Origin of the sequence: Burkholderia sp. MSh2 (genome assembly GCF_000731655.1) — a bacterium.
Taxonomy (GTDB): domain Bacteria; phylum Pseudomonadota; class Gammaproteobacteria; order Burkholderiales; family Burkholderiaceae; genus Burkholderia; species Burkholderia paludis.
The window spans coordinates 1-15,740 of record NZ_JPGM01000030.1 but is presented as its reverse complement, the minus strand read 5'-3'; the positions used below and the strand labels follow the sequence as shown (position 1 = coordinate 15,740).

Below are 15,740 nucleotides of genomic sequence, written 5' to 3'. Positions count from 1 at the left end.
CTCTTCATTTCTCCAAACATCGGGGGCTCACTCCGAAATGGCAAACGATCGGGAGTGCCCTGACTTTTCATCCGGACACGCACTCACCGAACGATCACCATTGGTAACCGATACCCGCGCCGTACGTGTATCCGGCGCTGCCGCCACTGACACCACCGCGAAGTTTCAGGTTATTGGCCAGACGCGCCGTAAAACCGAACGCAAACGCGCTGTACCCCTGATACACGCCTGTTCCAGCGCCGACCATGAGCGTCTTGTTCTGGTCGACGTCGGGGATCATCGTCAGCGCGGTTGCCCCCGCGACGCCGGCGTAGGCCTTTCGTGCCACGTCGTTCACCGAGCTACCCAATGCGTTCAACTGCGATACGTTCACTGCATCGGTCGAGTTGATACCCGGCGCGACATTGGTGATGCGACGTTCAGCGCCCGGTGCGCCTACCGAGACGGTGTCGGGCTGATCCGCGATCGAATTTGCGCCGAGCGCCACGGCGTTCGCTCCCGACGCGGTCGCCCCCGTACCCAGCGCGACGCCATGTGTGCCCGATACGAGCGATTGCGCGCCAACCACTGTCGCCCCTTCCGACGACGCGCCCGCGCCGTTGCCGATCGCGATGGCATTCGCTCCGCCCGCCGTCGCATTCGGACCGAATGCCATCGAATTCAGCCCCGTCGCCCCATTGTTCGCGTAATTTCCGCTGGCGGTCCCGCCATCATTGACGCTGAAATAGTGGGTCCGGGTGCTTGCGATCAGATTCGTGACCGCCTCCACGTTCTGTACGATTGACGTGGCCGAGGTGGACAACGCGGTGGACAGTGAACTCAACCCGATCGAGGTCGACGTCGACAACGACACAAGATTGCTGTTGGTCAGATTCAGACCCGTCGACAAGGAGCTGATACTGGTCGATGTCGACGTGGACAACGCGCCGATACTGGTTGAAAGCGACGCAACATTCGACGCGGTCGACGTCGACAGATTGTTCACGGCCTGATTCGTCGCGTTCAGCTGACTGCCGTTGATCGCATCCGTGCTGGTTGCCGAGATGCGTCCGGCGGCAACGTTCGTGAGCTGGCGCTCTGCCCCAGGCGCGCCAACGCTGACGACACTGGCCGGATTCGCTCCGGCAAACGAGTAGGTCGCGCCCCCGATCGTCGCTCCCGACGTCGGATTGGGTGCCGCCGTGATCGAGCCGGCCCCCAGCGCAACATCGTTGATATTGCTTGCGATCGCGTTCGCCCCGAAGGCCAGCGCCCCGACCGCCGCTGCCGTCGCGCCATTGCCCAACGCAAGCGCTCCGTCGCCGATGGCCACGTTTGCATTGCCGAGCGCCACGGCGCCATTCCCGGTCGCCGTGTTGTTGGCCCCCATCGCCACCGCACCGATACCCGTTGCGACGTTCGGATCGCCGATCGCCACCGCGCCGTCGCCGCTTGCCGTGTTGCCGGAGCCAAGCGACACGGCCTGGCCGCCCGTTGCCATCGCGTTCTGGCCGATCGCGACCGCGCCCGCCGACTGCGCGTTCGCCCCGTCTCCGACCGCAACGCTGCTGCTGCCCGCCGCGCTGGCGTTCACGCCGGCGGCCAGCGCGTTGTTGCCCGTGGCGCCATCGTTGGCATAGTTGGCCTGCTGCGCGCCGCCGTCGTTGACGCTGTAGTAATGCGTCTTCGCTGCGCTGATCGCGGTCGAGGCCGAGGTCGACAGCGATATGACCGAGCTGTTGGTCGTGCTCAGGCCAGTGGACAATGAACCGATGCCCGTGGACGTCGACGTGGACAGCGACACGATCGAGCTGGTGGCCGACGAAAGGCCCGTCGACGTGGAAGTCGACAGCGACGTAATCGAACTGTTGGCTGACGAGAGGCCGGTCGAGGTCGACGTGGACAGCGACGTGATCGAGCTGCCGGCCGACGACAACCCCGTCGAGGTGGACGTCGACAGCGACACGATCGAACTGCTGGCCGACGACAGCCCCGTCGACGTGGAGGTCGACAGCGACATGATCGAGCTGTTTGCCGACGAGAGACCGGTCGAAGTCGACGTGGACAGCGACATGATCGAGCTGCCGGCCGACGACAGGCCGGTCGACGCGGACGTCGACAGCGAACTGATCGAGCTATTGGCCGATGACAGACCGGTCGAGGTCGAAGTCGACAAGCTGGCGATGTCCGAGATCGTAGTGCTGGCTACCGCGTAAAGCTGGCTGCCGTTGATGGCGTCCGTGCTGCCCGCACTGACGAGGCCGGCCGCGACATTCTGGATGCGACGCTCGGTGCCGGGGGCGCCCACGCTCACGACGCCGGCCGCACCGCTCGCACCTGCGTACGGTCCAAATGTCTGATCTCCGATCGTCGTATTACTGACAGTACCGGTGCCTTGGGTCGCGCCCGATGCTCCGCTTGTCGTCGTCGCATTCGCGCCGAGCGCGACGGAACCCGCAACGGAAGCGTTTGCGCCCGCTCCAAGTGCGACGGCATTGGCTACGTTGCCGACAAGAGCCGTATCTCCGACGGCGACAGAAGAGAGGCCGCCAGCGGACGCGCCGTGCCCTAACGCTGTCGCGGCTACCGCCGCAGCCACCGAGCCCGCGCCGATCGCGGTACCGTTCACGCCGGTCGTCGTACTCGACGCACCGACCGCCACCGATCCGACGTCCCCGCTCGCAGTCGATCCGTTCCCCAATGCGATCGCGCCAGTACCGCTTGCCGAGTTACCGCTCCCCAGCGCCAACGCACCCGTGCCGGATGCCGTGTTATTGGCGCCCGCCGCCACTGCACCGGTGCCCGTTGCGACGTTCGGTGCGCCGATCGCGACCGCACCGTTGCCGCTCGCCGTATTGGCCGCGCCGACCGACACCGCCTGACCGCCGCTGGCCGACGCATTCTGCCCGATCGCTACAGTACCGGTGGCGCCTGCGCTCGCACCGTTGCCGATTGCCGTAGCGCCCGCTGCGTTGGCAATCGCACTGGTACCCTGGGCGATCGAGTTGCCCCCGGTCGCCGAGGCGCCAGTGCCCACCGCGATATCGTTGGTAACGGTTGTCGAGCCGCCGACACCAGCCACCGCGTTGAAGCCAGTGGCAATATCACCGGCACCATTGGAAATGGCCCCATATCCAATGGCCACGCCGTTCGCGCCCGTTGCCGATGAGGTAGCACCCAAAGCCATGGCATCCGTTGCGCTCGACATGCTACGGGCACCGATTGCCATTGCATTTGCCGCCGAAGCAGTCGCCAGTGTTCCTAACGCGATGGATGTGGTGCCGCTTGCCGTGGTTTGATCGCCGAACGCAGTAGATGCGCCCCCGGATGCGGTCGTCAACGCGCCAAATGCGGTATCGTCAAATGTCGCCGCATACGACGAAGTTCCGAACGCGGAGGAGTGATATCCCGCGGCGTTTGCCAGGTTGCCCAGCGCTGCGGCCTGCGTCCCCGAGGCTTTCGCACCTTCTCCGATCGCGGTCGCCGCCCCGCCCGACGCCGACGCGTTGGGGCCGACTGCCAGCGCGTCGAAACCCGTCGCTCCATCGTTGTTGTAGCCGCCCTGTGGCGTACCGCCGTCGTTGACGCTGAAATAGTGCTGCGTGGCTACGGCAGCAAACGATTGAGCCACCTGATACAACTGACTGCCATTGACCGCATCAGTCGACGTGGCCGACACGTTGCCGTCGGCCACCCCCTGGATTTGCCGGTTACCGACCGCCACGACGCCGTTCGTCGGCGCCTGATTGACCGAGAAGGTCTCGCCGTCGACCACGGCGTTTGCCGTCGTCCAGTTCGTTGTGGCGCTGGTCGCACTCGCGGTCGAACCTGCGCCAATCGCTACGCTGTTCGCGAGCGAAGCCGTCGACATCTTGCCGATTGCGATGGTGCTTGTGTTGGTCGAGGCGGCCTCGCTGCCAAGCGCAATGGAGTCCGAGCCCGTCGCCTGCGCGCCTTGCGTCGTGTCCCCGCCAATCGCGATGGCGTTGGCGCCACTTGCAATGGTCGCGTTTGCGGCATTTCCATTTCCGCCGAAACCCAACGCGACGGATCCGTTTCCGGTCGCTTGCGAGCCGATGCCGATTGCGGTGCTGCCCGTGCCGGACGCCGTGTTGTACAAGCCGATTGCGGTCGCTCCCGCGCCCGAGGCCGAGTTGGCGATGCCGAGAGCGGTCGAGCCGGCCAGCCCCGCAAGATTGTTCATCCCTATCGCGGTCGAGCCCATGCCCAACGCCTGGTTGCCGCAACCACCCGCGAACGAATTGAATCCCCATGCAAGCGTGGCTTGCGAACCCGTGGGACTCGTCCCTCCCCCGGAAAAATCGCCCGTGCCGGAGTAGTTGACGGTCACGCCGTTATTGGTCCCCCCCGCCGGATACAATGTCCCGGGATCGGTTGTCTGCGAAGTCGTGCCAAGCAACCATGCGGTATTTGCGGCATTCAGCGTCATCCGCGTCGCGGTAAGCGACAGGCAATCGACGTCACCCGTAAGGGCGACACCCTGGGCCGCGGCGCCGATGTAGCTGTTGGACAGCGATCCGGTTGTCGAACCCGATCCCCCCGCGACGTTGGAGCCCGTCGTATCGCCGCCGCCATCGACGAGGCCCGCCATCACATTCGTTACACCCGAAAGAGCGAGAAACAACACTGCGACAGCATCTGCGATGGCCGATTGTCGCCGTGAATGTTCGACCGAAGCACCGGATACCGTTCTCGATCTGGTCCCGCTTCGCTTCGATCGCGCCAATTCAGACGTGACAACGAATGCGCCAGCGGCCCCGCACCAGATAACCTTGAATATCTTGTTCAAACCGACTCCTACCTACAACTTATTTTAGTTGTACGACAAATAAATAAAATAGGAATGCATAACAATCAGTCTGGATCGCCGATGTAATGGAAGTCATTTTTCGTCGCATTCCTGTCGCAGCCGGATCGTCCTTGCGGACCATCCCCCCAAGTCTGGAAAATGATGTGTGCCACACACGAGACGGCCGGCACATTCCGTTCCCCGCAGAGCATTTTTACCTCGAACCGCATTCATCGTACGAGGCAAGCTTGGCGCGTTTTCCCCTCATTTGCCGGTTGCGCGTATCTCGAGGAGTCGGGTAACGGCCCAGTGAAGACCGGTTCGCATCAGGGTGAGCCACGAGACGACGCCCAAAAAATGGGCGACGATGACCGACAATGGAAGACGAACAAAATGAATTGACGGCAAGTCGCAAGGATGCGCGCGGTCCGGACGCGATTCAGGGCAAAGTGACAATCGCTTGCGGTCAATGAATGACACCCACCCAATAAGGGTCAGGAACCCGGAAGCCATCAAATCGTTGTATTTCTGTCCGGCCGCGCGCCCTTTTTCTTCCGCCGCTCGCGGCAATCACCGAGAGGCGGTCGATTGCGCCCCCCCCTCGCCCGATTTCAATGCGAATGGATCAGTGTTGGGGGCTTCCCGGCGTCCGTTCCGGGTCCGGCTTGTGACGCTGCACGTCTTCGCCACCGATCGGCGCGTCGACCGGCGATTGCAGGTCGATCAGGAACCTGACCGGATTGCTCGCGATCGCCGCAGCGAACCCGTCCTGGTCCCGCTTGGCCCGCTGCCTTGCCTATCCGAGCAACGACTGAAGTTCCGCTTCAGGCCGTCGGTCTTCGACGGTCATGCCGCTGCCGCCGTCGCCGTGCTCGACGCGCCCCGACGCCTTCAGCTCCGCGAGCCGCGTATCCAGCAAGTGCGCATTCGTTTCGCATGCTCCCGCAACGCCCGGAACGCGATGAACTCGCCGCGCAGTTCTCGCAGGCTGCGCAGCGCGGTGCGACGCACAGCCCGAGCCGATCCGGCACGACCATGATGAGTCGTCCCTTCGACGATTCGCCAAAACGTTGTCCGCTTCATGATGCGATCAAGCTGTACTTTATAAAGCAAACGACAGGAATGACTCGAGCGGCAAATTCATGCGCTTTACTTTTTAAAGCTCAATTCCCAAGCCGGTTACACCGATATCGCCACACACCGGTTGTCATGCACCCCAACGTATCGCGCCGCACCGCCGCCATTCACGCCCGACATCGCTGCTTCGATCGAGTGGATCATGGAAAACCGACCGCTGTTTCACCAGTTCATCACGCTGGCGCAGGTCGCGGCACTGGCAAACGCGCAGGTTCGATACTTGCGCACGGCGCGGCCGCCAGATCGCCTCACCGGGCGAACGAGGAATCGCGCCCGGACCACCCGGCAGGTCCGAAAGCGCCACACGGCTACGAGGTCATACAGCCGACGTCACGCCCGATGCAATACACGCCGACGATCGATGCGCCGACCGGCCTGCTCGTGACACCTGCGTCGAAATGCACGTCGTTTTTTCCGTATCGACTTCAGTGTCGCAACCACGAAGCTGGCAACGAAGCGCACGCAACACCCTCCTTGCCTCACGTGTTCGAGCAGTCCTCGATTGCGGACCCGTCGACGGATCGCTAAGATCAATTCCAGGTTGTCGTGCCATGCAGCTGCATGCACATGTCAACGGTTCGTTAGTATGTGAACAAAGGGCGCGCACAGCGGCCAAGTACGGTAATGTCGTACGGTTGCGCCGGATCGAGTAGTGCCACTCGCTCCGTGCGGCGAACACGCCCCCGATCGAACGCGGCGTTGTCATAGCGGAAACGCGTGTCGACACATGAAGTCGCTGCGACACGGTATCCCGGCAATGCGGCTGGATACACATACGGCAGGAATTCGAATCGCGGATCGACCCTCGTGCCGGGTCCCGCGAAGCGTCAATGCCGGCAGGCGCGCGGGGGCCCCTGCGCGCCTCGCGCAAGCGTGCCGGACGGTTTCCCGTGCTTCGTGCAAACCCTGCGCATGATCGCAGGTTGTCGTCTGTCGGCCGCGAGATTCGACCCGCCGTTTCGTGGCGCGTCGTGATCCGGCTTTCTCGAACGCCCAGCCGTCGGGCTCCCGGAGGGAAAACGGGCCATGCTTGCCGCCCGGACAAACAGCATGAGAAGAGGCTTCTTCGTTTCGACAATCAACCGCAGGTTGTCACCATGAAGTATCCGCAAGTATTCGCGTTCGTCAGCGTTGCGAGACTCGGCAGCATCCGTGCCGCCGCCCGCGAAATGGGTGTGTCGCAGGCAGCCGTCACGAAAACGATGCGCCTGCTCGAGGAGGAGTTGGGCACCGCGCTACTCACGCGCGGTGTCGGCGGCGCCGCCCTGACCGCGGCCGGCCGGTTGTTGCTGCCGCGCGCGATGCTGATCGTCGAAAACATGAGCCTGCTCGACGGCGACGTGTCGGCCGACGACTGCGGCCGGGTCTCGATCGGCCTGTCGATCATGGCCTCGGCCCGCCTGCTGCCGCTCGTGCTGCCCGACTTCCTGGCGCAACGGCCGCGCGCACCGCTGCGTATCGTCGACGGCACGCTTGCGTCGGTGCTTCCCGGCCTGCGAGACGGCACGCTCGACTTCGGTGTCTGCACAGCGCTTGCGGAGTCGATCCCCCAGCCGTTTCAGTTCGAGCCGTGGTTCCGCCGGCCGACGGCCGTGATTGCCCATCGCAACCACCCGCTCGTCAACCGCCGCTGCACGCTGGACGACCTGACCCGGTTTCGCTGGGTAAGCGGCGGCATCCGGATCATGACGCAATCGTCCGCCGTCGGCGCGGCAAGAGTGATCGAGGCGCCGCAGGCCATCCAGAGCCAGAATGTGGTCGCGACGCGCGCGGCGCTCAAATGCACCAACGCGCTCGCGGTCGTGAACCTCGATATCGCATCCGAAATCCAGGATTTCGATCTCGTCGCGCTCGATCTCGAAGAGCCGCTGCCCGACTTGACTGAAGGTCTCGTGACGCGATCGGACCTGTTCCTGTCACGCAACGCGCAACTGATGATGGAGATGCTGAGGGAACGGGCGCTGCGTTCGTTCGCGTGAGCGTTCGGTGACGACACGCCGATTCGGCGCGCAACCGCCCACCGTCATGCTTTCAGCACCTGATGGATGGCCGACGCAGCGACGTCGATGAATTTCGCAAGCTTCGCGGATTCGCCCATTTCCTGGGAAAACATGATGTTGACCGGCACCGGCTCGCCGACCCACTCCGGCAATATCCTGACCAGACGCCCCGCCGCGATGTCGTCCCGCACCACCCACTCCGGAATCAGCACCGCGCCGATTCCCTGGCGAGCGGCCTCGCGGGTCACCAGTACCTGGTCTGCGGAGAACACGGGGTCGATCTTCAACTCGCACCGTTCCTGCCGGTCGTTGTGAAGGACCAGCTTGTTCTTGTCCTTGTTGACCAGCGATATCCATGGAATGTCGCGAAACGACGCGCAGTCCGATTGATCGAACGCGTGCTTCTCCACGAACGCCGGGCTGGCCACCACGATCCGGTCGAGCTCTCCGACCTGGCGCACTTCCGAGGTCTGATCAAACGGCTGGCCGAACCGGATGATGCAATCGATCGACTCTTCATGGAAGCGGGCCGGTGCTTCGCTCGTAACCCACTCCAGCTTCACCAGCGGGCACGCCTCGAAATACCTCGCCGCCACGTTCGTGAGCCATTCGGGAGCCAGAAGGTGCGGCACGGCCACGCGCAGATACCCGCGCGGTTCGACGCGTTCGCCCCGCATGTCGTGTTCGAACTGCACCATCTCGCTGATCAGCTTCCTCGCATATTCGTAGTAGCGACGGCCGGCCTCCGTGATGCGCATCCCGTGCGTGGTTCGATTGATCAGTTCCAGGCCGATGAAACTCTCGAGCGATTGAAGCTGGCGGCTCACCGTCGGCTGGCTGGTATTCAGCAACCTCGCTGCCTCCGTAAAGCTTCCCATCTCGACGATTCGCACGAACGTGTCCATCAGGACGAACCTGTTTACCTTGAAATCCATGATTCACACACCAGTCAATACGGAGCCTTCGCCCCCGGTCGTTCAACAGATCAAAGATGCACGGATCCTGCGCGCACCCGCAAATTCCTCACGCAGCTGGCCGCCTCGGGCTCACGATCGCGATTGTCGATGCCGTTTCGGCACTCGATATGCGCGGACCGCGTTCCAGCCGTGAGTGCACCGATCGATGACGAACCCTGTCGTGCAGTCATGTTCGACGGCCGCCCGCAAGGCGGCTCGCCGACATCGAATTCCTCGACGCACACACTCCGGGATCGGCTTGAACACATGCGGGTCATCGCGACGCATTCGATCGTGCGTGTCGGGTTCGACACGAGATCATGGATTGCCGTACACCTCGAAACGCTCCGTACCGCCGTCGAATCGGTTGAACGCATCATATGCAGTGGATTCGTTCCGCGTAAGACGTTGTTTTTTTATATAAATAACTCTCGGTTGTCGTTGGGCGCCGGCCCAATCCTCATGAGAATTCGACGGTTCCGGGCGTGCGCAGTCGCCGCGGATGCAGGCGACGCACGGGCTGCGGCTTGTCTGACCGGCCTTTCGCGGACAGTGGCCACGAGAGCCTCGCGCACTCGACAAGACCGGTCGCGCATGGCCTGGGCTACACGGTTCCGCTGTCGTGCGCATGACCCATTCAGGGAAATACCTGCCGGCCAATTGCTTTCAAATTCCTGTCGAAAAAGATCCGCCGACACGGCGGACCGACATACGCGCACGATCGCCGTGTTTGGCCCGATCGCCCCTCCATGTTCCGCTTGAAGGCGCCGACGGAAACCCGACGGCTTCCCGGTCGCGGCCAAATTCGCAACAAACCCCGAGTCGTTCGCGTCCCGATACCAGCCCCCCGCCTGTCGATTCCACCTGCGGCCGCCTCCCTTCGTCCCGTCGGACTCGCCGTACGAGTGCAACACCGCTCCGTTACGTCACGGCGCTTGTATCGCGCTTCCCCACCCCGTTTCGCCGATCGCGCGCAGGACGGCCCCCTGCCCGCCGGTCGGCAAGGGCCGTCTCATGTCGGGCTTCGGCGAAATCCGGTTTTTCAATAACCGACATCCATCCAGTAAATTTCATAAAAATAGAATATTAAAAATCAAGAAATGTTTACGTCGGAACAATAAATAACGCCATTTAAATAACAGTTATTCGGCAATGGAAATTTGCAATAGTTAAAAAAAACGCCATTGAATTTAGGCTAACCATTATTGAGCAATCGAATAATTTGCATTATCGTCCAATCCTCGCAACAGCAACTCGAGTACTCAACGGCCCAGCCAATCGCTCGACATTCACGCAACGAATAACTGATTTTCAAATCCCGATATTCAGCCACGGGATTTCAGTTATTCATTCATGCAATGTCAATAAATTTAAATATTTAATCCCTGGATAGCACGTTATTTATTGCTAGCCTTGAGATTACAAAAAAATCATATGTTGCATGAGGCGGCAGCAGTCACCTCATTCGCCGAGCGATAGATGCCTGAGAGCACCATCAACTGTTCGATCTGGTAACTTCAATTAGGTGTTCTTATGAATAAGTCATACAAGACAGTTTGGAACGAGTCTCTCGGTGCGTGGGTAGCTGTCAGCGAAATCGACCGGAGCAAGCGAACCGGTGGAAAGTCCGGCGACGCCACCCCTCTCGAGCGCAGCGCCGGTTTCATGGGAGCGTTGCTGTCCGTGAAATTCATCGCAATGGGCGCGTTGACGGCGTTTCTTGTCGCGTCCTCCCCGCTTTACGCGCAATCGAACGGCGTCACGGTGCTTGGCAACATCAACAATGGCACGCTGAACAACGGGGCCGCGCTCGGCGGCACGATTGGCGGCACCGTCAACAACGTCTTCGACGACGGCATTCCGAACCTCGACCCGACAGTCTGGGGCTTCGGCGGCACGGCCATCAATTACGTCACGAATGCCGCGCTGATTGGCGCATCGATCGGCTCTCCATCGAGCGCGTGCTCGAATTTGAGCGCGACGTACGCATGCACCATCGAGTATGGAACGACCGCAGGCTTGAGCCAGACCGGGAACATCGTCACGCCGACCCTGAACATCGCCACGGCACTGATCAACGCCACGACAGGCGCCTATAGCGCGACCAATACCCTTCTTACCGGCCTGGCCCCTGGCCTGATTTCCCCGACATCCAACGATGCCGTCACGGGGGCACAGCTTTACAACGTCGAGGCCTCCCTCTCGACCTCCACCGTGCACTATTTCAGCGCGAACGACAGCGGCACGCAGCAAGGAAACTACGCCAACAACGGCGCGACGGGTATCAATGCACTCGCGATCGGAGCCAATGCCACGGCCGGTTCGACATCGACCATTGCCATCGGAAATGCGGCGAATACCGGCGCGGCCGGCAGCGGCACGTTCAACAACATTGCGATCGGAACCAATGCGCTGAACGGGGGCACGGTCGGCACCGATGGCGTCACCGGCGGGCAGATCGCCATCGGGAGCGGCGCCACGACCGCCGTGGACGGTTCGATCGCGATCGGCATGGGCGCCCAGGCGACGCTGAACAACTACAACATGGCACTCGGCTATGACGCCTCGTCGACGGGCAACAGTGCCATCGCGATGGGGCGTCAATCCGATGCGGTTGGCGACTTTTCCGTTGCGGTCGGGCCGTTCGCGACGGCCAGCACCCAAGGCGCCGTCGCCATCGGGCAGTCGGCCAGTGCGACCGGCGGGAAAGCGGTCTCGATCGGCTCGGGCAACACGGCAAGCGGCAACGGTGCGGTGTCGATCGGCGATCCCAACGTGGCAACGGGCACCGGCGCGGTAGCGGAGGGCGCCAATAACACCGCGTCCGGCAACGGCACCGTGGCGCTCGGGAACGGCAACTCGGCGAGCGGCACGGGCTCGGTTGCGCTGGGCAGCGCCAGCGTGGCGACCAACAGTGCCGTGGCCGTTGGCCTGGGCGCGAACGCGACCGGTGCAAACGGCGCGGTCGCGGTGGGCAACGCGGCAACGGCAACGGGGGTCGGCGCAATCGCGCTCGGCAACACCGGGTCGTTCGGCGCGAATGCCATCGCGTCGGGTTCCGATGCGCTGGCACTGGGGAATGGTTCTACGGCAAGCGGCGGTTCGGGCTCGGTGGCGCTCGGCGCCTCGAGTACGACGACCGCGGCGAACGGCACGGCGATCGGCGCAGGATCGGTCGCGTCGGCAAGCAACTCGACGTCGTTGGGTCACAATACCTCCGTCGGCGGCGTCTCCTCCGTTGCCGTCGGCGATTCCGCCCAGGTCGGCAGCAATGTCGCCTATGCCGTGGCAGTTGGCTCGGCCGCGAATGCTTCTGTCGCGGGTTCCGTTGCACTGGGTGCGAACGCGACCACGACAGGCGCGGCTTCGAGTACCACTCAGGGCACCGGCGTTGTCAACAGCACGGTCATCGGCGGCCAGACTTTCGGTACCTACGCCGGCGCGAGTAGCTCATCCGGTGTCGTGAGCGTAGGCAGTGTCGGCTCCGAGCGCCGCATCCAGAATGTGGCGGCCGGCCTCGTCAGTGCGAGCAGCACGGACGCCATCAATGGCAGCCAGCTTTACGCGGTAGCCAGCACCACGACGTCGAACCTCACGAGCCTGTCGACTTCGACGTCGACCGGCCTGTCGTCGACCAACAGTTCGCTGACGTCGCTGTCCACCACGACCTCGGCGGGCCTCTCGTCGGCCAACAGCTCGATCGCGTCGCTGTCGACCTCCACGTCGACCGGTCTCTCGTCGGCCAACAGATCGATCACCTCGCTGTCGACCTCGACCTCGACCGGCCTGTCCTCGGCCAACAGTTCGATCACCTCGCTGTCGACCTCGACCTCGACCGGCCTCTCGTCGGCCAACAGTTCGATCACCTCGCTGTCGACCTCGACCTCGACCGGTCTCTCGTCGGCCAACAGCTCGATCACGTCGCTGTCGACCTCCACCTCGACCGGTCTCTCGTCGGCCAACAGCTCGATCACGTCGCTGTCGACCTCGACCTCGACCGGCCTGTCCTCGGCCAACAGCTCGATCGGTTCGCTGTCAACCGGTCTCTCGTCGACCAACAGCTCGGTCACATCGCTGTCGACCTCCACGTCGACGGGCCTGTCGTCGGCCAACAGCTCGATCACCTCGCTGTCGACTTCCACGTCGACCGGCCTGTCATCGGCCACCAGCTCGATCGGTTCCCTGTCCACCGGCCTGAGCTCGACCAACAGCTCCGTCCTGTCGCTGTCGACCTCCACGTCGACGGGCCTGTCGTCGGCCACCAGCTCGATCGGCTCGCTGTCCACCGGCCTGAGCACGGTCACGGTCAAGACGGACAACCTCGGCAACAGCACGGCGGCGGCACTCGGCGGCGGCTCGACGTACAACCCGACGACCGGCACGGTCTCCGCGCCGGCATACACGACCTACAACGCGAACGGCACGACGTCGACCGCCACCAGCGTCGGCTCGGCGATCAACAACATCAACAGCCAGGGCATCAAGTACTTCCACGCGAACTCGACCGGCGCAGACAGCACCGCGACCGGCACCGACGCAGTCGCCATCGGCAGCGGCGCCGTCGCCAGCACGAACGATTCCGTCGCGCTCGGCACCGGCGCGCAGACCGCCCCCGCTGTCGCCACGAGCAGCGCGACCGTCGGCGGCGTGACGTTCGGCGGCTTCGCCGGCACCTCGCCGGTCGGCACCGTCAGCGTCGGCAGCCCCAACAACGAGCGACAAATCACCAACGTCGCCGCCGGCCAGGTGACCGCGACGAGTACCGACGCGATCAACGGCAGCCAGCTCTATTCGGTCGCCCAGCAGGTCGGTACCGCGACCAACGCGATTTCCTCGCTGTCCACCGGCCTCAGTTCGACCAACAGCACCGTCAATTCGCTGTCGACCTCCACGTCGACCGGCCTGTCGTCGGCCAACAGCTCGGTTTCGTCGCTCTCCACGTCGACCTCGACCGGCATCAGTTCGCTGTCCACCGGCCTCAGCTCGACCAACAGTTCCGTCACGTCGTTGTCGACTTCCACGTCGACCGGCCTCTCGTCGGCCAACAGCTCGGTTTCGTCGCTGTCCACGTCGACCTCGACCGGTATCGGTTCGCTGTCCACCGGCCTCAGCTCGACCAACAGCACCGTCACGTCGTTGTCGACTTCCACGTCGACCGGCTTGTCATCGGCCAACAGCTCGATCTCGTCGCTGTCGACTTCGACCTCGACCGGCATCAGCTCGCTGTCCACCGGCCTCAGCTCGACCAACAGCACCGTCACTTCGTTGTCGACTTCCACGTCGACCGGCTTGTCGTCGGCCAACAGTGCGATCTCGTCGCTGTCGACCTCGACCTCGACCGGTATCAGCTCGCTGTCCACTGGCCTCAGCTCGACCAACAGCACCGTCACTTCGTTGTCGACTTCCACGTCGACCGGCCTGTCGTCGGCCAATAGCTCGATCACCTCGCTGTCCACGTCGACTTCGACCGGCATCAGTTCGCTGTCCACCGGCCTTAGCTCGACTGACAGCACCGTGACGTCGCTGTCGACTTCCACGTCAACCGGCCTCTCCTCGGCCAACAGCTCGATCACCTCGCTGTCCACGTCGACTTCGACCGGCATCAGTTCGCTGTCCACCGGCCTCAGCTCGACTGACAGCACCGTGACGTCGCTGTCGACTTCCACGTCAACCGGCCTCTCCTCGGCCAACAGCTCGATCACCTCGCTGTCCACGTCGACTTCGACCGGCATCAGTTCGCTGTCCACCGGCCTCAGCTCGACCGACAGCAACGTGGCCTCGCTGTCGACGTCCACGTCGACCGGCCTGTCGTCGGCCAACAGCTCGGTTTCGTCTCTGTCGACCTCGACCTCGACCGGCATCAGTTCGCTCTCCACCGGCCTCAGCTCGACCGATAGCACCGTCACTTCGCTGTCGACCTCCACGTCGACCGGCCTCTCGTCGGCCAACAGCTCGATTACCTCCCTGTCGACTTCGACCTCGACCGGCATCAGCTCGCTCTCCACTGGCCTCAGCTCGACCGATAGCACCGTGACCTCGCTGTCGACTTCCACGTCGACCGGCCTGTCGTCGGCCAACAGCGAGATCTCGTCGCTGTCCACGTCGACTTCGACGGGCATCAGCTCGCTGTCCACCGGCCTGAGCTCGACCGACAGCACCGTCACTTCGCTGTCGACCTCCACGTCGACTGGCCTCTCGTCGGCCAACAGCTCGATCACCTCGCTGTCGACTTCGACTTCGACCGGCATCAGCTCGCTCTCCACCGGCCTTAGCTCGACCGACAGCACCGTCACTTCGCTGTCGACCTCCACGTCGACCGGCCTGTCGTCGGCCAACAGCTCGATCACCTCGCTGTCGACTTCGACCTCGACCGGCATCGGCTCGCTGTCCACTGGCCTCAGCTCGACCGATAGCACCGTGACGTCGCTGTCGACCTCCACGTCGACCGGCCTGTCGTCGGCCAACAGCTCGATCACCTCGCTGTCGACTTCGACCTCGACCGGCATCAGCTCGTTGTCCACCGGCCTGAGCTCGACCGACAGCACCGTGACTTCGCTGTCGACCTCCACGTCGACTGGCCTGTCGTCGGCCAACAGCTCGATCTCGTCGCTGTCGACCTCGACCTCGACCGGCATCAGCTCACTGTCCACCGGCCTCAGCTCGACCGACAGCACCGTCACTTCGCTGTCGACCTCCACGTCGACCGGCCTGTCGTCGGCCAACAGCGAGATCTCGTCGCTGTCGACCTCGACCTCGACCGGTATCAGCTCGCTGTCCACCGGCCTGAGCTCGACCGACAGCACCGTCACTTCGCTGTCGACCTCCACGTCGACCGGCCTGTCGTCGGCCAACAGCTCG

4 protein-coding genes and 2 pseudogenes are annotated in these 15,740 nt (G+C 63.3%); 4 read left to right on the top strand and 2 right to left on the bottom strand.

Annotated features, from left to right (window positions below; genetic code table 11):
• Nucleotides 1-94: 94 nt before the first annotated feature.
• Nucleotides 95-4,789, bottom strand: coding sequence for a YadA-like family protein (locus GQ57_RS41920; protein ID WP_063934585.1), 4,695 nt, complete (start codon nucleotides 4,787-4,789; stop codon nucleotides 95-97).
• Between the two features lie 469 nt (nucleotides 4,790-5,258).
• On the opposite strand from GQ57_RS41920, the gene GQ57_RS43075 reads away from it, so the two are divergent.
• The gene (locus GQ57_RS43075; RefSeq protein WP_160257538.1) at nucleotides 5,259-5,828 is read left to right on the top strand and encodes a hypothetical protein; all 570 of its coding nucleotides are present in this window, start codon (nucleotides 5,259-5,261) and stop codon (nucleotides 5,826-5,828) included.
• A 1,021-nt stretch (nucleotides 5,829-6,849) separates the two neighbouring features.
• Nucleotides 6,850-7,905, top strand: a complete 1,056-nt coding sequence (locus tag GQ57_RS38255; RefSeq protein WP_160257537.1) for a LysR family transcriptional regulator — start codon at nucleotides 6,850-6,852, stop codon at nucleotides 7,903-7,905.
• Between the two features lie 44 nt (nucleotides 7,906-7,949).
• On the opposite strand, the gene GQ57_RS19655 is transcribed toward GQ57_RS38255, so the two are convergent.
• Nucleotides 7,950-8,861 (bottom strand): LysR family transcriptional regulator, encoded by a 912-nt coding sequence (locus GQ57_RS19655; RefSeq protein WP_031397640.1) that lies wholly within the window; start codon nucleotides 8,859-8,861, stop codon nucleotides 7,950-7,952.
• Between the two features lie 1,554 nt (nucleotides 8,862-10,415).
• Between GQ57_RS19655 and GQ57_RS44390 the strand changes: the two are divergent.
• Both GQ57_RS44390 and GQ57_RS41915 read left to right on the top strand, forming a co-directional pair.
• A pseudogene (locus GQ57_RS44390) lies at nucleotides 10,416-10,547 on the top strand (ESPR domain-containing protein); the annotation flags it as partial.
• Between the two features lie 321 nt (nucleotides 10,548-10,868).
• Nucleotides 10,869-15,740, top strand: a pseudogene (locus GQ57_RS41915) (beta strand repeat-containing protein); the annotation flags it as partial.

What these genes read in the sequence shown, in the direction of transcription:
- GQ57_RS43075 (WP_160257538.1), top strand. Translation starts at nt 5,259, where the DNA reads ATGAATGACACCCACCCAATAAGGGTCAGGAACCCGGAAGCCATCAAA.
- GQ57_RS19655 (WP_031397640.1), bottom strand. Translation starts at nt 8,861, where the DNA reads ATGGATTTCAAGGTAAACAGGTTCGTCCTGATGGACACGTTCGTGCGA.